At 35.6% G+C, this 17,612-nt stretch carries 20 protein-coding genes; 13 read left to right on the forward strand and 7 right to left on the reverse strand.

Annotated features, from left to right (window positions below; genetic code table 11):
* Positions 1-45: 45 nt before the first annotated feature.
* A complete protein-coding gene (locus tag ACQVV1_RS04780; RefSeq protein WP_242252107.1) occupies positions 46-849 on the forward strand; it encodes a Cof-type HAD-IIB family hydrolase in 804 nt (267 codons plus the stop codon).
* Between the two features lie 32 nt (positions 850-881).
* On the opposite strand, the gene ACQVV1_RS04785 is transcribed toward ACQVV1_RS04780, so the two are convergent.
* Positions 882-1,748, reverse strand: coding sequence for a DUF1002 domain-containing protein (locus tag ACQVV1_RS04785; RefSeq protein WP_060632144.1), 867 nt, complete (start codon positions 1,746-1,748; stop codon positions 882-884).
* A 187-nt stretch (positions 1,749-1,935) separates the two neighbouring features.
* Between ACQVV1_RS04785 and ACQVV1_RS04790 the strand changes: the two genes are divergently transcribed.
* Together ACQVV1_RS04790 and ribT are read left to right on the forward strand one after the other, a co-directional pair.
* Positions 1,936-2,373 (forward strand): peptidylprolyl isomerase, encoded by a 438-nt coding sequence (locus ACQVV1_RS04790; protein WP_060632143.1) that lies wholly within the window; start codon positions 1,936-1,938, stop codon positions 2,371-2,373.
* Between the two features lie 470 nt (positions 2,374-2,843).
* Complete coding sequence (ribT, locus tag ACQVV1_RS04795; protein WP_060632142.1) at positions 2,844-3,212, forward strand: GNAT family N-acetyltransferase RibT; 369 nt, start codon at positions 2,844-2,846, stop codon at positions 3,210-3,212.
* Positions 3,213-3,232: 20 nt separating this feature from the next.
* Here ribT and ACQVV1_RS04800 read toward each other — a convergent pair whose 3' ends face one another.
* The gene (locus tag ACQVV1_RS04800; protein ID WP_242252106.1) at positions 3,233-3,751 is read right to left on the reverse strand and encodes a DUF309 domain-containing protein; all 519 of its coding nucleotides are present in this window, start codon (positions 3,749-3,751) and stop codon (positions 3,233-3,235) included.
* Positions 3,752-3,848: 97 nt separating this feature from the next.
* Positions 3,849-3,944: a YjcZ family sporulation protein gene (locus tag ACQVV1_RS04805; protein ID WP_000510194.1), complete on the reverse strand. Its 96-nt coding sequence runs from the start codon at positions 3,942-3,944 to the stop codon at positions 3,849-3,851.
* 169 nt (positions 3,945-4,113) lie between these two features.
* Here ACQVV1_RS04805 and ACQVV1_RS04810 point away from each other — a divergent pair, with 169 nt between their 5' ends.
* The 6 genes from ACQVV1_RS04810 to phnF all read left to right on the forward strand — a co-directional run bounded on the left by ACQVV1_RS04810 (position 4,114) and on the right by phnF (position 9,374).
* The gene (locus ACQVV1_RS04810) at positions 4,114-4,857 is read left to right on the forward strand and encodes a segregation/condensation protein A (protein WP_060632140.1); all 744 of its coding nucleotides are present in this window, start codon (positions 4,114-4,116) and stop codon (positions 4,855-4,857) included.
* Positions 4,858-5,015: 158 nt separating this feature from the next.
* Positions 5,016-5,588, forward strand: a complete 573-nt coding sequence (gene scpB, locus ACQVV1_RS04815; protein WP_000376224.1) for a segregation/condensation protein ScpB — start codon at positions 5,016-5,018, stop codon at positions 5,586-5,588.
* A 78-nt stretch (positions 5,589-5,666) separates the two neighbouring features.
* Positions 5,667-6,569: a ComEC/Rec2 family competence protein gene (locus tag ACQVV1_RS04820; protein ID WP_242252105.1), complete on the forward strand. Its 903-nt coding sequence runs from the start codon at positions 5,667-5,669 to the stop codon at positions 6,567-6,569.
* 208 nt (positions 6,570-6,777) lie between these two features.
* Entirely contained in the window at positions 6,778-7,920 is a 1,143-nt protein-coding gene (nagA, locus tag ACQVV1_RS04825; RefSeq protein WP_242252300.1) for an N-acetylglucosamine-6-phosphate deacetylase, read from the forward strand.
* A 4-nt stretch (positions 7,921-7,924) separates the two neighbouring features.
* Positions 7,925-8,713 (forward strand): glucosamine-6-phosphate deaminase, encoded by a 789-nt coding sequence (gene nagB, locus ACQVV1_RS04830; protein ID WP_063223090.1) that lies wholly within the window; start codon positions 7,925-7,927, stop codon positions 8,711-8,713.
* Positions 8,643-9,374: a phosphonate metabolism transcriptional regulator PhnF gene (gene phnF / locus ACQVV1_RS04835; RefSeq protein WP_002194085.1), complete on the forward strand. Its 732-nt coding sequence runs from the start codon at positions 8,643-8,645 to the stop codon at positions 9,372-9,374. The genes nagB and phnF overlap by 71 nt, the downstream gene beginning before the upstream one ends.
* A gap of 70 nt (positions 9,375-9,444) precedes the next feature.
* Here the strand turns inward: phnF and ACQVV1_RS04840 are convergent, their stop codons facing one another.
* Complete coding sequence (locus ACQVV1_RS04840; protein WP_242252104.1) at positions 9,445-10,251, reverse strand: HAD family hydrolase; 807 nt, start codon at positions 10,249-10,251, stop codon at positions 9,445-9,447.
* A gap of 165 nt (positions 10,252-10,416) precedes the next feature.
* Here ACQVV1_RS04840 and glcT point away from each other — a divergent pair, with 165 nt between their 5' ends.
* From glcT to ptsP, 4 genes are all read left to right on the forward strand, one after another.
* Positions 10,417-11,265 (forward strand): glucose PTS transporter transcription antiterminator GlcT, encoded by an 849-nt coding sequence (gene glcT / locus ACQVV1_RS04845; protein ID WP_060632136.1) that lies wholly within the window; start codon positions 10,417-10,419, stop codon positions 11,263-11,265.
* A 339-nt stretch (positions 11,266-11,604) separates the two neighbouring features.
* On the forward strand, positions 11,605-13,668 hold the full coding sequence (gene ptsG / locus ACQVV1_RS04850; protein WP_242252103.1) for a PTS glucose transporter subunit IIABC: 2,064 nt from the start codon (positions 11,605-11,607) through the stop codon (positions 13,666-13,668).
* Positions 13,669-13,804: 136 nt separating this feature from the next.
* Positions 13,805-14,068, forward strand: a complete 264-nt coding sequence (gene ptsH / locus ACQVV1_RS04855) for a phosphocarrier protein HPr (RefSeq protein ID WP_000411080.1) — start codon at positions 13,805-13,807, stop codon at positions 14,066-14,068.
* Complete coding sequence (gene ptsP / locus ACQVV1_RS04860; RefSeq protein ID WP_242252102.1) at positions 14,068-15,780, forward strand: phosphoenolpyruvate--protein phosphotransferase; 1,713 nt, start codon at positions 14,068-14,070, stop codon at positions 15,778-15,780. The genes ptsH and ptsP overlap by 1 nt, the downstream gene beginning before the upstream one ends.
* 97 nt (positions 15,781-15,877) lie before the next feature.
* Here the strand turns inward: ptsP and ACQVV1_RS04865 are convergent, their stop codons facing one another.
* The 3 genes from ACQVV1_RS04865 to ACQVV1_RS04875 form a co-directional block, all read right to left on the reverse strand.
* Entirely contained in the window at positions 15,878-16,246 is a 369-nt protein-coding gene (locus ACQVV1_RS04865; RefSeq protein ID WP_431168662.1) for a DUF3915 family protein, read from the reverse strand.
* 196 nt (positions 16,247-16,442) lie between these two features.
* Entirely contained in the window at positions 16,443-16,661 is a 219-nt protein-coding gene (locus tag ACQVV1_RS04870) for a hypothetical protein (protein WP_000100487.1), read from the reverse strand.
* 235 nt (positions 16,662-16,896) lie between these two features.
* Complete coding sequence (locus tag ACQVV1_RS04875; RefSeq protein WP_431168663.1) at positions 16,897-17,514, reverse strand: nitroreductase family protein; 618 nt, start codon at positions 17,512-17,514, stop codon at positions 16,897-16,899.
* Positions 17,515-17,612 lie beyond the last annotated feature (98 nt).

The raw sequence follows: 17,612 nt of genomic DNA on the forward strand, positions 1-17,612 counted from the left end.
CAAAAATCAAACATTTTTTGTGTACACTTAGAGTAGATATTGTGTATGGAAGGGGAAGAGGACATGATTAAATTATTTGTAAGTGATTTAGATGACACGCTCGTTTACGATGTGAATCATATGCAAAAAGAAGATGAACGTGCACTTTGTTGGTTAGCTGAAAAAGGGACAAAGATTTGTTTTGCCTCTGGCCGCTTTACTCATCGAATTGATGAAGTCGTAAATAGGTTTGCATTCCCGTATTACACAACTAGTTTAAATGGAGCGACGATGTTACTGCCGGATGGAAAAATATTTCATGAATCAAGCTTTGAAGATGGGATTGCCCAGGAAATATATCGATATATCCATAAAAAGGGACTAGCAGATATTGTTTGTGCAAATGAGCAACGGTATACAAAAAGAAAGAATGAACATCATCATACTTTTGAAACGTATATGGGCGTACATATTGCTGAGATAGAAGCATTAGAAGAGGAATTTGGTAAGACTGTACATCCTGCGAAATTGTTTGTTTTTGGAGAAGAAGAGACGATTGTAGCGTTAGATCAAGAGTTACGAGATACATTTCAGAGCGAAGCAGAAGTTTTTATGTCTGGTAAACGCTATGTTGACATTATGCCAAGGGGAGTAAGTAAAGGGAGTGCTTTAAGGCGACTAATGGAACATTTGCAAATTGAAGCAAATGAAGTCGCATGTATTGGAGATTCTTTCAATGATATTTCTATGTTTGAAGTAACCCCGCATTCATTTACTCTTCATCATGCTCATCCATATGTGAAGGTAAAGGCGAATCATGTTGTTCGGTCGGTAGAAGAAGCTATTATGAAATTGCCGTTACTTGTATAAAAAAAGAAGCTCGTCAGTGACGAGCTTCTTTTTTACTTGAATAACGATTTAACAAAATCAATGATACTTGAGAAGAAATCTTTTACTTTATCTAGGAAACTTTGCCCTTCTTCAGATCCTAAAAAGGCAGAAACGTGTTCTTTTGCTTTATTTAACTGACTGCCAACTTGATTCCAATCGATATTAAGATTTTTCATCTTATCAAATAACGCTACTAAGTTATCTAACTGTTCATCCGTTAATGTAATACCAAGTTGATCAGCAATTTTTTTAATTAATGAACGTAAATCTTCAGTCGTTTGCGGCTGCTCTTTTGCAATCTCTTCTTTAATTTTTGCAACAAGTTGAACTGCTTTTTCTTCACCAATTTTATCGCCGAGCTGGGCTGTTTGCACCATTTCTTCATTAGCTACTTTTTTTACTTCTTCAGGAATTGCTTTGTTCGATGTTGTTTCATAGGCCTTCATTAAACCTGTTAAAGCAGCAGTTCCTGAAACTTTAAATGGTGCGGTGATTTGAATCTCCGCATCTTTCACACCCGCTGTAATAAGTGCGTTTGTGTACATTGCATCTGTTATCGAATTAATGTTTTTTGAACGTACAATAAGACCAGATCCTGGTTTTGTGTATGTAATCATAGAAGAGGAAATTGCTCTCGTGCCAATTTGTGCTTTTGGAACAATGCCTTCTAGAAATTTATGTTCTTCCGCATTAGATACAGTAATGATCGTAGCATCTTTCGGTGCTTTCATTTCTTTTAACAGATCTTGCTTTTGCTGTTCGGATAAGTTCTCTCCTAGTGTAACAATTGATTCTCCCTCGATGATGTCTGCAAACGAAGCTGTTGGCATCATAAATACCGTTACAGCTAATAGCAGAGCTAGTAATTTCGTTTTCACGAAAAATCGCTCCCTTTCTCTTTCTAAAATTTTCGGGCAACACAGTTATTATAGTATATTTTTTTTATTTGTCACCTAGCTTTTTCCACATTTCAAAAAAGAAGTATGTAGATTGTCGGATTCTTTTTGTTTCTAGTCATGAATGTGGTAATATAGTGCTGAGATAGTTGAAAGGAGACATATACGTATGAAAACTTTAGGATACATATTAATGGAAAATGGTGAAAAAATCGACTTGGAATTTTTCCCAGAAGAAGCACCGAAAACAGTAGAAAACTTTAAAAAATTAGCAGAGCAAGGATTTTATGATGGTGTGTCATTCCACCGTGTTATTCCTGGCTTCGTAAGCCAAGGTGGAGACCCAACAGGAACAGGTGCAGGTGGCCCAGGTTACTCTATCGCATGTGAAACTGATGGAAATCCTCATAGACACCTTGTAGGATCACTTTCTATGGCTCATGCTGGCCGTAACACAGGCGGTAGCCAATTCTTTATCGTTCATGAGCCACAGCCACATTTAGATGGTGTGCATACTGTATTCGGTAAAGCAACAAGCGGTATTGAAACAGTATTAAACATGCGTCAAGGTGATGTAATGAAAGAAGTTAAAGTTTGGGAAGAATAAGTTAATGAGAAAAGAGAGCTATTGCTCTCTTTTTTGTTTTTTTAATAGGAATGGGTATTCCGTTTACAGTACATGATACAAGTAGTATTGTAATTATGATGAAAATATGTCGCTTATGAGAACAAAATTTTAACAAATTACATAGAATATATTAGGTTACGTGTTTCAATAAATATTTTTTATTAAATTAATTTTGCTAGAATTCATTTGCTCTAAGGTGATGAATATTGAAGTGATAATGAGCAGTGGATGTTTCTTTTAACTTTCATATAACAGCATTTCTTCTTTTATCTACTTAGAAAAAATAGTACTGAAACATATATTTGACTTTCTTCTTTTCGCTTTGTATGATTATCAAGTTGTTTTAAGCCCTTCTCACTCTGTTGAAAATATTGTAAAATGAATGTGATATGAAAAGAGTGGTTGAGGGGATTAATAGTTTGTAACTTTTGTAAGAAGGGATAAGGGTTATGTTAATTCGTTTTAAAAAAAGTTATGAAAAGATTGCAATGGGGCTTCTTTCGTTTATGCCAACTGAAAAAGATGTGAAAACATTACAATTGACTATGAAAGAGTATGAAGCAAAAGATGATTGGCAATTGTATTTGTGGAAACAAAATGAAGATTTTGTTGGGATAATGGGGATTGTAAAAAAAGAGAATCAAGTTTTGGAAATTCAGCATTTGAGTGTGAACCCGTCTCACCGTCATATGGGTATCGGGACGAAGATGGTTCAAGAGTTAAAGAGTAAATTTCTTGAGTTTACAATTTGCGGAAATGAGCAAACAGCAAGTTTTTGCAAAAAGTGTAAAGGGCTTGAACAAAATATACATTCGTGAAAGCAGAGATAAGTAGTTTATTATCTCTGCTTTCTTTTTTGTAATTGTTCGTTTCGTTCAGCGATGACTTCTGTTCGATCACGTAATGTGTGTTTATGTATTATATATTCATTAGAAGTAGCATTTACGTCTTTCCAAGGGAGGTTTTGTTTCTGGCATAATTCTATGCAGTAATTTTCTAATGCTGTATCTGATAATGGTAAAAATAACGGTGTAAAATCTTCTTCTTTCTGTATAGATTGCAATCTATCCTCGAGTAAGAATAGAAGCTGTGTCTGATTTATTCCTAAACGTAGTAAAGGTGCACTGTTTTTTTCTAAAATCGTTATGGCGCTTTTCATCATCTTCTCTGCGCCATTCCAGTTAAAGCGTCTTTGATGGTATAAAGAAACTGCAATTTGAATAAGACCGACTAAATAATTATCACGATTTCCTCTCGGTTTTGTTTTCCAATATTCTTCCAGTATTTCGTGACATTCAAAATAATCATAATCTCCATGAAAATGAATTAAAAATTGTATGTATTCGGTAGGATACATTTTCTTCACCCCTGTTTAACGGTTATAAATACAAGTGTATCATAGAAATATGAACAATAAACGGCTAGGGAATTTTCCCTAGCCGTTATTGTTCATATTAGCAGAAGCAAGCTGCTCCTACAATAATTAGTAAAATAAACAATACAACAAGTAATGCGAACCCACCGCTAAAACCGCAATCAACGTGACCCATAGTTTTTTGACCTCCTACATTGTTCTTACTACACTGTTATCATATGAAGTGGTGGGCATGATGGCATAGGCATCGGTCTATTTTTAATTAAATTTCTTAAAAAGGTTGGATAGAACATGAGTATGCTCTATACTTATGTTGTTATAGAAAAAATGTGGTGGGATGCTTTGTGCAGTATAATTTTAAAGTAGAGGCTTTTGAAGGGCCTTTAGATTTATTGTTACATTTAATACATCGTTATGAAATTGACATATATAATATTCCTGTAGCGGAAATTACAGAGCAATATTTATCTTATGTTCATACGATGAAAGAACTACAATTAGATGTTGCAAGTGAGTATTTAGTAATGGCTGCAACGTTATTACAAATTAAAAGTAAAATGTTGTTGCCTAAACATGAGGAAGATGTACTTGATAACGGTGATGACTTTATAGATGATCCTCGTCAAGAATTGATGGAGAGGTTAATTGAATATAAGAAATATAAGCAAGTTGCTACTGAGCTAAAAGAAAGAGAACAAGAAAGAGCACAGCTATATACACGTCCGCCAATTGATTTTACATCATTGCAACAAGAAGAGGAGACAAGCTTGCCTCTTGATGTTACGTTATATGATATGCTAGCGGCATTTCAAAAATTAATGCGCCGTAAAAAAGCAAAGACACCTGTAACAACACGTATTACTCGTCAAGAAATACCGATTGAACAGCGCATGACTGATATTTTAAAGCAGTTAGAAATACAAGGTGGTCGTCAAAGTTTTTATGATTTGTTTGTTGATGATGAACGAGAAATAATGGTTGTAACATTCTTAGCGGTACTTGAGCTTATGAAAAATCAACAAATCATAATCGAACAAGAACATAATTTTGATGAAATTTTCGTATCAAGCTCTACTAAATCTGCATAGATTTAGTATGGAAAATGAGATAGAAATATTATACCTCATGCTAGGTTTGAATGTATCGTTTGGAACAAGAGAAAAAATATTGAACCGAACGCATTAATTGTGATTCGGTTTTTTGATGTGTATTTTTATGGAGAAAATAGGAGGAAGGAGCTCGTAAAATGGATAGAACAGAACAGAAATCAATCATTGAAGGGCTTTTATTTGTTTCTGGTGATGAAGGGATTTACCCAGAACAAATAGCGAAAGTCCTTGAAATTGAAGGAAATGAAGTAATCGATATTTTAGAAGAAATGCAAAAAGAATGTGAAGGTGCACACCGCGGTTTGCAAATTGTACAGTATGCAAAAGTATATCGTTTTGCTACAAAGAAAGAACATGCGTCGTACTATCAAAAACTAATAGATATCCCAACAGCTGCTTCACTCTCTCAGGCCGCTCTAGAAACGTTAGCGATTGTTGCATATCGTCAACCAATCACGAGAACTGAAATGGAAGAGATTAGAGGAGTAAAAACCGATAAAGCGTTACAAACGTTAGTTTCACACTTACTTATAAAAGAAATGGGAAGAGCAGAAGGGCCAGGGCGTCCTATTTTATATGGAACGACGAAAGAATTTTTGGACACGTTTGGATTGAAAACATTAGATGATTTACCTCCGCTTTCTGAAGAGAACGAACAAATGAATGAAGCGGATTTATTCTTCGGTTCTTTACAAGAGATATCGAAATAAAAGCTTAGCATTTTGCTAAGCTTTTTTTGTATATCAATTATATACCGTGCCATACTAATTGAAAAAAGGAGACGAGTTATGAGAAGTATGCGAAGTATTTTATTATTAATTTCTGTTTTGTTATGCTTTTCTTTAAATAGTGCATCGGCCAAAAGGTATATGATGTCTATTCATACCGCGTCTCCTTTACATATGCAGCGGCAACATTTTGGTAAAATGAAAGTGAGTTTCTTAAAAGTTGGACAAGGTGATGCAACACTTATTACATTGCCAAATGGACAAACGATGTTAATTGATGGAGGACCTTATGAAGCTGGTGAGGTTATCATCCAAAAACTAATTGAAAAAGGAATTAATCATTTAGATGCTATCGTCAGTACTCATCCTGATATGGATCACATTGGAGGGCTCATTCCGATTGTAGAGCAAATGCCGGTATCACTTATATTAGATAGTGGAAAAACATATAGTTCTCTTACTTATCATACGTATCGAACTAATATAAAGAAAAGGGGAATCCCTTTCATTTCAGTAAAAGAGGGCCAACACATACCGCTAGATCCGCATGTTTCCATACAAGTATTAAACAACGGGAAGTCCAAAGATGAAAATAATGAATCTTCAATTGTATTAAAGATTCGGTATGGTAAGGCAGATTTTTTACTAATGGGTGATGCTGATGTGCGGACGGAAAATGAAATATTAAAGCAATTTGATGTACATGCAGATGTGTTAAAGGTGGGACATCATGGCTCATATACTTCAACAAGTGAAAGGTTTATAAAGAAGGTAGAACCACAGTTCGCGATTCTTTCATATGGGAGCAGAAATCCGTATGGACATCCGCATCAAAGTGTAGTGAGACGATTAAAACGACATGGTATAATGATGTATGGAACAAATAGACGTACAGTAGAAATGGAAACAGATGGCGAACATATTACAATAGAATTTAGCGGATTAATGCCATTACTGAAGTGATTCATACGATAGATGGTATTGTTCCTTTTTGGAAAAAATGAATAACATATATTATAATTGCGAGAGACGTACTAAGCTTCCTTTTTGTTAAACAAAGAGGAAATTTCATTAGAATGTATAGACAACTACTCGTGCATATATTAAGATGGAATTAGGCGAATAAGGTAATAATAACAAGTAGGTATTTCATGGGAAAGGATCGATGAAAATGAAAACGCAAGTTGTCATCAATGCCAAAATTTATACAGGTCAAGAAGTAGTGGAAAACGGATTTATTCGTTACGCAGAAACAATTAAAGAAATTGGTTTGATGGCTCAATATGTATCACAAGAAAATGAAGCGGTTTTAGATGCGGCAGGAAAAATTGTGATTCCAGGTATGATTGATGTTCATATTCATGGTGGATACGATATTGATGCGATGGATGCAAATAGCGATGGGTTAGTAACTCTAGGTAAAGAAATGTTAAAAGAAGGAGTTACAACTTACTTCCCAACAACAATGACACAAGCTCCAGAAGCAATCGAAGCAGCACTACATGCCGCGAAGGAAGCGAAAGAAAAAGGAGCACATTTCGAATACATTCACTTAGAAGGACCGTATGTTTCAAAAAAACGTGCAGGTGCACAACCACTTGAACATATTGTTCCTGCGAATATTGAACAATTTAAACAATGGCAGGAAGCAAGCGGAAATTTAATTAAATTAGTAACATATGCACCTGAAGAAGAAGGTGCGTTAGAGTTTGAGCAGTATCTTGCTGAAACTGGTGTTGTTGGCACAATGGGACATACAGATGCAATTGATGCGCAACTAAAAAATAGAAACATTACACATGCAACGCATTTATACAATCAAATGCGTGGATTACATCACCGTGAACCAGGAGTTGTGGGTCATGTGTTATTAAATCCAGATGTAATGGTTGAAGTAATTACAGATGGTATTCACATTCACCCCGATATGGTGAAATTAGCATATAAATTAAAAGGACCGAAAAAAGTAAGTGTTATTACTGACGCAATGCGTGCAAAAGGTCTTGAAGATGGATTATATGAGCTTGGCGGACAGCCAGTACATGTAAAAGATGGTAGTGCTCGATTAGAAGATGGAACATTAGCTGGTAGTATTCTAAAAATGGATCAAGCTTTCCGAAATATAATTGAATTTACAGGTTGTTCAATCGAAGATGCAGTATTAATGACATCAGTGAACCAAGCAGAAGAGTTTGGATTAAATAATAAAGGTGCATTAGCGGTAGGAAAAGATGCAGACTTTGTTGTGATGAATGAAGATTTACATGTATATGATACGGTTCGTTTAGGAATTCATATGAAGGAAGGGAAGTAATTAAATGAATATTCTTGTTGTAAAAACTCCAGAAGAACTAGCAGAAGCAGGTTATAAATTAATTGAAGAAGTTGTAAAAACAAAAGAAAATCCAGTGTTAGGAATGGCTACAGGAAGCTCTCCATTAGGTATTTATGCAGAAATGCGAAAAAATAAACTTGATACAAGCCGTGTAACCACTGTAAACTTAGATGAGTACGTAAATTTACCACATGAAGATAAAAACAGCTATCATTATTTCATGCAAGAACAGTTGTTTGATCATCTTCCATTTAAACAAACTTATGTACCAAACGGGATGGCAAGTGATTTAGAGGAAGAGTGCAAACGTTACGAGGGCATTCTAGCTGCTAACCCAGTTGACCTACAGATTCTTGGAATCGGTGAAAACGGTCACATCGGATTTAACGAGCCAGGAACACCGTTTAATTCTCCAACAAACATTGTTGAATTAACAGAATCTACACGCCAAGCAAACCTTCGCTTCTTCGAAAAAGAAGAAGATGTGCCAACTCATGCGATTACAATGGGAATTGGAAGCATTATGAAAGCGAAACAAGTTCTACTTGTTGCTATGGGTTCTAAAAAGGCAGAAGCTCTTAAAGAATTATTGCAAGGTGAGTATAGTGAAGCGTGTCCTGCTACAGTTTTACAACGTCATCCGAATGTAACCGTAATTGCTGATCAAGAAGCTCTATCTTTATGCAGTGAGGCGATTGCTGATGAACATCGACAAGTATTCACCATTTCCGATCTATTATCAGATTCAAGAGTGGGTGAAACAGCTAATTGAGGACGGCGAATGGAAGCCGGGAGATAAAATCCCATCTGAGAATGAACTTTGCGATAAGTTCGAAGTGAGTCGTATGACAATCAGACAGGCGATTAATAATTTAGTGGAACAAGGTTATTTATATCGAAAGCGTGGAATCGGTACGTTTGTCCAACTTCCGAAAGTGGAACAAAAATTGCAAGGAATGACGGGATTCACAGAAGATATGATTTCTCGTGGGATGAACCCAAGTAGTCAATTACTTAGTTTCCGCCTAGTTCCAGCTACTGCGAAAATAGCAGACCGGTTGAGAATACAGGAGGGAGAGTCGGTTTATGAAGTGAGGCGTATTCGCTTAGCTGATGATGAACCGATTGCTTTTGAGACGACATATTTGTCGCCAGCTCTTGTAAAAGATATTAACGAAGAAATATTGCAACAATCTTTATATGAACATTTAGAGAAAAAACTGGGCTTTAAACTTGTTAGCGCTACTCAATCAATTGAAGCTTCAATTGCAACGGATAATGAAGCTGAACATCTGCATATTCCTAAAAAGGCGCCAGTGCTTGTAATGCGTCAATGGTCATATTCAGAAGGTGAAGTACCGTTAGAGTATGTGAAATGTATTTATCGCGGGGATCGTTATAAGTTTATTACAAACATCGCACGTAACAAATAATATATTTCAGCTTGTGAAGTACAGTAAATGTCAAATTGTTTAACATGTAAAGAAAAAATACGACTCATCCTTAAAAGGAGTGAGTCGTATTTTTATTATGAGCAATTACGTGGTTAACAGCATCTTTAACCGTATTTACTACATAATGAGCGTGTTCTTTTACTGCGTCATCTGCTTGCGACATAGCAAAACTGTGAGGAGTTAAAGAAAACATTGGAATATCATTATAAGAATCCCCTATGCAAGCAATTTCCTCTGGTTGTATTTGAAACTCTTTTAATAAAACAGAAATAGCAGAACCTTTACTAATATTCGGTGGCATTACATCTAAACATTGTTCTGCTGAAATGAAAGTACTAACTTTTCCGTGGAACTTTTCATCAATTTTTTTCTGAAGGAGTTGTAAGCTCTCCTTTGTTCCACCGACAGAGATTTTATTTGGAAAAATTGTATCATCTATTTTCTGTAATAAATTTGGTTCTTCAACAGAAGTCATTGTTACTTGTTGTTCCAGTTCGTGAATAAAAGGTGTTTTTTCTTCAATATAGTAATTATGTTCATCACTTACATAACGAAAATAAGGCTCTTCATTCGTCATATCTAACAATTCAGGAAGAATGCTGGAATCAAAAGTTGCAGATAAGAGTTGCTTATTTTCATCTGTATATACGAAAACGCCATTAACACTAATACGATGGAAATTTGTATTTACAGCTTTCATTAAGTCTGCGATTTCATTATCAAGTCGTCCAGAGGCGAAACAAAGAATAACATTTTGCTCAGCAAGACTGCGCAGTGCCGCAACATCCTGCTCATCAATGAGACCTCCGTGTTGCATCATTGTACCATCGATATCACTTACAAACATTTTAATCATATTGTTATCTCCTTTCTATGTACAGTTGCCCTTACATTATACGCATCATATATAAACATGTCTAAAAAATGAATTTTTATGAAATGGTAGATGTTTTACATTGACGACAAATAAGAATGTTCTGTAACATAAAAGCAGGCTATTTAAGTACGAGGGTGGTGTTATATGAGTAATTATCTAGAAATTAAAAAAGTTTTAAATAATAATGTCATCATTGCTAGCCATCCTGAACACGAGGAAGTAGTAGTGATTGGTAAAGGGATTGGATTTGGAAAGAAAGCGAAAGATGTATTGGAGCAAGAACAAATTGAAAAAATGTTTGTTTTAAAAAATGAACGTGATCGTGAACAATACAAACTGTTAGTGCCGCATGTGAGCGAAAAATTAATTGAATTAATGAATGATATTATGTTCTATATTCAAGAAAAAGCAAAATCACCATTGAATGAACATATTCATATCGCTTTAACAGATCATATTTCTTTTGCAATTAAGCGATTAAAACAAGGACTTACAATTGATAATCCTTTTTTAGTTGAAACGAAAATGCTCTATCCAGAAGAATATGAAATTGCTGAAGGTGTCGTAGATCTTTTAAATTCTCGTTTGCAAATTACATTGCCAGAGGGAGAAGTTGGTTTTATTGCACTCCATATTTACAGTTCGCTTACAAATTCAGATCTATCTTCAGTTAATCAAAACTCCCGTCTCATTGCACAGCTTGTATCTTTAATTGAGACAAACTTACAAATTACATTAGACCAAGAAAGTATCCACTATTTACGCCTTATCCGTCATTTGCAATATGCTATTGAACGGGTGAAAAAAGGGGAGAAAGTAGAGGAATCGCAAAGTTTTGCTGAGTTATTAAAGGCGGAATACCCTGTCTGCTATAATTTAGCTTGGAAGCTAGTTAAGGTCATGCAAAAAGAATTACAACTTCCTGTTTATGAAGCAGAGAGCATATATTTAACGATGCACCTGCAGCGCTTAGTGAAAGCAGAGCATGTGTAAAAAGACATATATTTTTGTCTAAAATGAAAACGTTAAAAAAAATCATTGAATCGCTTACAATAGTTATGTATAATAACTATTGCAAAGTTATACAAATTTCGACAAACACATTAAGGTAAATAACGAAAACGTTTGCCTTAATTATAGTGAACTTATACGTAAACCTATTTTTGACACGTGTTACTGATTCGATCAGGCATGAGTGGAGAAAAGTAAGGAATGTAAGCTAGAGAAAGGGATATACTACCCTTTGTATAGCTATCGTTCTATCTTTTTTTCCTCATGTCTTTTTGGCGTTTGTCGGAAGGTATCAATATAGATAAGAGAGGAAGGGTTTCCATGTTTAAGAAGATCTTTGGTGTTCTTCAAAAAGTCGGAAAAGCGTTAATGCTTCCAGTTGCGATTTTACCGGCAGCAGGTATTTTACTTGGATTTGGTAATGCATTTCAAAATCCACAGTTAACAAATGTTATTCCTGCATTAAAAGCAGATTGGTTCGTAATGGTAGCAAAAATTATGGAACAATCTGGTGATATTATTTTCGCTAACCTTGCATTATTATTCGCAGTTGGGGTAGCAATTGGTTTAGCTGGTGGAGATGGAGTAGCTGGTTTAGCAGCATTCGTCGGTTACTTAATTATGAACAAAACGATGAGTGTGTTCTTAGAAGTAGATAAGCTAGTGAAAGTAACAAGTTCTGGAGCAGATCCAGTGAAAATTGGATTTACAGATCCAGCATATGCAAATGTATTAGGAATTCCAACACTACAAACTGGAGTGTTTGGTGGTATTATCGTCGGTATAGTAGCGGCATATTGCTATAATAAATACTTCAACATTGAATTACCATCATACTTAGGTTTCTTCGCAGGTAAGCGTTTCGTACCGATCGCAACTGCAACATTCTCTTTAGTAGTAGGTATTATCATGTGCTTCGTTTGGCCATACATTCAAGGTGGCTTAAATACGTTCTCACATCAAATGATTGATGCGAATAGAACATTAGCAGCATTCATATTCGGTTTAATTGAACGTTCATTAATTCCATTTGGATTACATCACATTTTCTATTCACCATTCTGGTTCGAATTTGGTCAGTATACAAATGCAGCTGGTGAATTAATCCGTGGTGACCAAAAAATCTTTATGGCACAGTTAAAAGACGGTGTAGAATTAACAGCAGGTACATTTACAACTGGTAAGTATCCGTTTATGATGTTCGGTCTTCCAGCAGCAGCTTTAGCAATGTACCATGAAGCACGTCCAGAAAATAAAAAATTAGCAGCTGGTATTTTAGGTTCTGCTGCATTAACATCTTTCTTAACAGGTATTACAGAGCCACTTGAATTTTCATTCTTATTCGTAGCACCAGTACTATTCGGAATTCACGCCGTATTCGCTGGTCTATCATTTATGACAATGCAAATTTTAGGTGTTAAAATTGGTATGACATTCTCTGGTGGTTTAATTGACTTTATGTTATTCGGTGTACTACCAGGCCGTACAGCATGGTGGTGGGTAATTATTGTTGGTCTTGTGCTAGCAGTTATTTACTACTTCGGATTCCGCTTTGCAATCCGTAAATGGAATTTAAAAACACCTGGTCGTGAAGTAGCAAATGCTAATGACGGTGCAGGTAAAGCAGAAGCTGGTGAACTTCCTCGTGAAGTATTAGTAGCACTTGGTGGTAAAGAAAACATTGCTTCTTTAGACGCTTGTATTACTCGTTTACGTGTTCAAGTTAACGAACAAAAGAATGTAAACAAAGATCGCTTAAAAGAGCTTGGAGCAGCTGGTGTACTTGAAGTTGGGAATAACATTCAAGCTATTTTTGGACCGAAATCTGACACATTAAAATCACAAATTCATGATATTATGTCAGGTCGTACACCTCATGTTGAAAAAGAAGAGCCTGTAAAAGTAGAAGAAGCTCCTCAGCAAGTTGATGCAAACGAAACAATCGTTTCACCAATTGAAGGGAAAATCTTATCGATTACAGAAGTACCTGATCAAGTATTCTCAGGAAAAATGATGGGAGACGGATTTGCAATCGAGCCAACAGAAGGAACAGTAGTTTCTCCAGTTAATGGTGAAATCGTCAACGTATTCCCTACAAAGCATGCGATTGGTATTCAATCTGAAGGCGGAAAAGAAATTTTAATCCACTTTGGTATTGATACTGTAAAATTAAATGGTGAAGGTTTTGAAGCACTTGTAGCACAAGGCGACAAAGTGAAACAAGGACAACCATTATTAAAAGTAGATCTTGCATTTGTAAAAGAAAATGCACCATCTATCATTACACCAATTGTCTTTACAAATTTACAACAAGGGCAACAAGTCGAATTGAAAAAAGATGGAAATGTTAAGAAGGGCGAAAACGCAATTATTGACATTCAGTAGGAATTTGACGCAAAATGTTTATAATTATAATAGGCGATGTGGTTGACCGAACATCGCCTATTATATACAATAGATGATGTAGTACTCACGTCTATACAACTAAAAAAATACTGTAATTTAAAGGAGATAAATTATCATGGAAAAAATCTTTAAAGTAACTAGCGACTCAGGAATTCATGCTCGTCCAGCAACTCTACTTGTAAACACTGCAAGCAAATTTGGTTCTGACATTAACTTAGAGTATAACGGAAAAAACGTTAACTTAAAATCAATCATGGGCGTTATGTCTTTAGGCATTCAACAAAACGCAGAAATTAAAATCACTGCAAATGGTGATGATGCAGCTCAAGCACTAGCAGCTATCGAAGAAACTATGAAAAACGAAGGATTAGGAGAATAATGACTCTTAACATTCAAGGGATCGCTGCATCAAGTGGGATTGCTATTGCAAAGGCTTTCAGACTTGAAAATCCTGAATTTAACATTGAAAAGAAATCAATTACAAACGAAGCTGCAGAAATTGCACGCTTAGAAGCTGCGCTTGAGAAAGCAAAAACTGAATTAGAAGCTATTAAGGATCACGCTTTTGCTGAGCTAGGTGCTGATAAAGCTGCGATCTTTGAAGCACATTTATTAGTGTTAAATGATCCAGAATTAGTAAACCCAGTAAAAGATAAAGTAAATGGCGAAAAAGTAAATGCTGAATTTGCAATGGATGAAGTTGCATCAATGTTTATTTCTATGTTTGAAAACATGGATAACGAATATATGAAAGAACGTGCTGCGGACATTCGTGACGTAACAAAGCGTGTTCTTGCACATTTACTAGGCATTAACTTCTCAAATCCTGGTACAATTTCTGAAGAAGTAATCATCATTGCTGAAGATTTAACACCATCTGATACAGCTCAGTTAAACCGTAAGTATGCAAAAGGTTTCACTACTGATATCGGTGGACGTACATCTCACTCTGCAATTATGGCTCGTTCTATGGAGATTCCAGCTGTTGTTGGTACGAAAGTTGTTATGGAGAAAATCCAAAACGGCGATATCGTAATCATCGACGGTTTAGATGGAGAAGTAATTGTAAATCCATCAGAAGAAACTCTTCGCTCGTTTGAAGAAAAGAAAGCGAAATTTGAAGAGCAAAAAACTGAATGGGCAAAATTAAAAGACCAAGCTACTGTAACAAGTGACGGACATCACGTTGAGCTTGTTGCAAATATCGGAACACCAAATGATGTACAAGGTATTATCGATAATGGCGGAGAAGGCGTTGGTTTATACCGTACAGAATTCTTATACATGGGCCGTGACAATCTTCCAACAGAAGAAGAGCAGTTCGAAGCGTATAAAGCAGTTCTTGAAGGTGTAAAAGAAGGTCAACCTGTTGTTGTTCGTACACTTGACATCGGTGGAGATAAAGAGCTTCCATACTTACATTTACCAAAAGAAATGAACCCATTCTTAGGATACCGTGCAATTCGCTTATGTCTTGATGAGCAAGATGTGTTCCGTACACAACTTCGTGCATTACTTCGTGCTAGCGTATACGGTAACTTAAAAATTATGTTCCCAATGATTGCAACTCTTGATGAGTTCCGTCAAGCGAAAGCGATCTTATTAGAAGAGAAAGCGAAACTTGTAGAAGCGGGTACAACTGTTTCTGATTCTATTGAAGTTGGTATGATGGTTGAAATCCCAGCTTCAGCAGTATTAGCAGATCAATTTGCGAAAGAAGTTGATTTCTTCTCTATCGGAACGAATGACTTAATTCAATACACAATGGCTGCAGACCGTATGAACGAACAAGTATCATACTTATACCAACCGTATAACCCATCTATTTTACGTCTTGTAAAAATGGTTATCGATGCTGCTCATAAAGAAGGCAAATGGGCTGGTATGTGTGGTGAGATGGCGGGAGATTCACTTGCTATCCCATTATTATTAGGATTAGGTTTAGATGAGTTCAGTATGAGTGCAACATCTATTCTTCCTGCAAGAACACAACTAAGCAAGTTGTCAAAAGCAGAAATGGAAACATTAGCAGAAAAAGCATTAATGATGTCAACTGCTGAAGAAGTTGTTGAACTAGTTAAAAGCATATAATCAATAAAAAAACCTGAGTCGATTTGAAATCGGTCTCAGGTTTTTTCTATGAGAAAAGTAAATCTTATTTTCTTACTATAGAGGATAAGGAACAGAATTAGATAGCGATAGCAACGATATCAGTTGGGCATACACGTAAAATACCATTAAAAGTATTACGTTGACGGTTCTTATCATCTTTGTCGTCGTCTTTATTATCTTTGTCATTATTATTACGAGCTAAAGCAGAGAAAAGAGCAACACCGTTAGCGAAACCTTCAAAAATTACATTGTTGAAAGATCCGATACCTTTAATGCTTAAAAGAGAAAGCTCTGTTCCAACTGAAATGCTAGCAAGTACGTTACATACAGCTGGTTGTTGTGGTCTAACTACTTCTTTCTCTTTCTCTTTCTCATGATGTCTGCACTCTCTTTCATGATGATGACAGTCTCTAAAGTTATCACAGCATCCAAATGATCCAAACATAATCCTCATCACCCCCTTCACACTTATAATCTATGTAAGTTCGGTAATGAGTGACTGGACAGAGAGTGGAATTTTTTCTAGGGGATTTTCTCATTTTAAAAGACTAGCTGGGTGTTTATTACGGGATGATGTTTAAAATAGGATAGATATCACAAAAAAATGTAAAGACCACCGAAATGAATGAAATAGGGAGCCTTTACACTTTTTTGCTTTTATATAAAACGATGATATATACAGGAAGAGCTAGGAGTAGTGGTACAATGGATCTTGCAGTATGTTTTTCTGATTCTAATTGGAACGCTTCTTCTTTTGGAAATTGTAAAACTGAAATGTTTGCAGCATCGCCAATAAAATATAGAAGCAGTACAGTTACTATGTAACATAAAAGTGCGATAAAGCTTCCGTATGAACTCAATGAAAATCCCTCTCTTGTTATCTATTTGTTATCATTGTATCACAATTGTAACAAAAATACACGGTTATATTTCGTTGCTTTAACAAAATTCGACACAAAACGCCATTTATTTGTATGGGAATAGCATGAAATTTACTATTTTTTTATATGTAGATGTCGAATAATACATTGTAATATTACGGATGTGTGACAGAACATAAAAAAACGAAGGTAATGAAATTACCTTCGTTTTTTATTATTTTGCCCATTCACTTACTTGCTCTACGCTCATTCGAGGTGCAGGATGACCTTTTAAAGTTGATTCACCAATTGTAATAAGCATAATTGGTACGTAACGAGATGAAACATTGAATTCTTCTGTAAGTGCTTGTGGGTTGAAACCACCAATAGCACAAGTATCCCAGCCAGTTGCTTTAGCCGTAAGCATAAGTTGCATTGCTGCTAAAGATGCATTTGAAAAGGCTGCATCTCTTGGGAATTGTTCACGAGCATATGCAGACTCAATATTTTTAGCTAAGCGCTCTTTTGCTTCGTCTTTCATAAATCCTTGTTCTACAATTGGAGCATAAACTGGTTCAACGTTTTTATAAGCTTCTAAATCACCTAAAATAGCGACTACAGCTGAAGCATCAAGGATTTGTTGCTGGTTATAAGCAATTGGATGCAATCGTTTCTGTACATCTTCACCTTGGAATACGAGGAATTTCCAGTGCTGTAAGTTCCAAGCAGAAGGTGCTTGAGCAGCGCCCTTTAGAATCTCGTGTAACTCTGTAGATGAAATTTCTTTTTCTGGGTTGAATGCACGTGTAGATGTGCGTTCGTATAGAACATTAAAAAAGTTGTCGTTTGTCATTATATATCCTCCAAATTACAAATCAAATTATGAAAAAATACATGTAATATATTCTACTTACATTTTGTAAGTTGTCGAATTTAAGAATATAATATATT

The organism is Bacillus basilensis (assembly GCF_050630465.1).
GTDB classification, from domain to species: domain Bacteria; phylum Bacillota; class Bacilli; order Bacillales; family Bacillaceae_G; genus Bacillus_A; species Bacillus_A basilensis.

Bases quoted from the DNA above. Each gene is read 5' to 3' on its own strand.
- nagA (WP_242252300.1), top strand. From the start codon at position 6,778: ATGAAAACGCAAGTTGTCATCAATGCCAAAATTTATACAGGTCAAGAA.
- ptsP (WP_242252102.1), top strand. From the start codon at position 14,068: ATGACTCTTAACATTCAAGGGATCGCTGCATCAAGTGGGATTGCTATT.
- scpB (WP_000376224.1), top strand. From the start codon at position 5,016: ATGGATAGAACAGAACAGAAATCAATCATTGAAGGGCTTTTATTTGTT.
- ptsH (WP_000411080.1), top strand. From the start codon at position 13,805: ATGGAAAAAATCTTTAAAGTAACTAGCGACTCAGGAATTCATGCTCGT.
- ptsG (WP_242252103.1), top strand. From the start codon at position 11,605: ATGTTTAAGAAGATCTTTGGTGTTCTTCAAAAAGTCGGAAAAGCGTTA.
- ACQVV1_RS04840 (WP_242252104.1), bottom strand. From the start codon at position 10,251: ATGATTAAAATGTTTGTAAGTGATATCGATGGTACAATGATGCAACAC.
- ACQVV1_RS04820 (WP_242252105.1), top strand. From the start codon at position 5,667: ATGAGAAGTATGCGAAGTATTTTATTATTAATTTCTGTTTTGTTATGC.
- phnF (WP_002194085.1), top strand. From the start codon at position 8,643: ATGAACATCGACAAGTATTCACCATTTCCGATCTATTATCAGATTCAA.
- ACQVV1_RS04875 (WP_431168663.1), bottom strand. From the start codon at position 17,514: ATGACAAACGACAACTTTTTTAATGTTCTATACGAACGCACATCTACA.
- glcT (WP_060632136.1), top strand. From the start codon at position 10,417: ATGAGTAATTATCTAGAAATTAAAAAAGTTTTAAATAATAATGTCATC.
- ACQVV1_RS04800 (WP_242252106.1), bottom strand. From the start codon at position 3,751: ATGTATCCTACCGAATACATACAATTTTTAATTCATTTTCATGGAGAT.
- ribT (WP_060632142.1), top strand. From the start codon at position 2,844: ATGTTAATTCGTTTTAAAAAAAGTTATGAAAAGATTGCAATGGGGCTT.
- ACQVV1_RS04865 (WP_431168662.1), bottom strand. From the start codon at position 16,246: ATGTTTGGATCATTTGGATGCTGTGATAACTTTAGAGACTGTCATCAT.
- ACQVV1_RS04805 (WP_000510194.1), bottom strand. From the start codon at position 3,944: ATGGGTCACGTTGATTGCGGTTTTAGCGGTGGGTTCGCATTACTTGTT.
- ACQVV1_RS04790 (WP_060632143.1), top strand. From the start codon at position 1,936: ATGAAAACTTTAGGATACATATTAATGGAAAATGGTGAAAAAATCGAC.
- nagB (WP_063223090.1), top strand. From the start codon at position 7,925: ATGAATATTCTTGTTGTAAAAACTCCAGAAGAACTAGCAGAAGCAGGT.
- ACQVV1_RS04780 (WP_242252107.1), top strand. From the start codon at position 46: ATGGAAGGGGAAGAGGACATGATTAAATTATTTGTAAGTGATTTAGAT.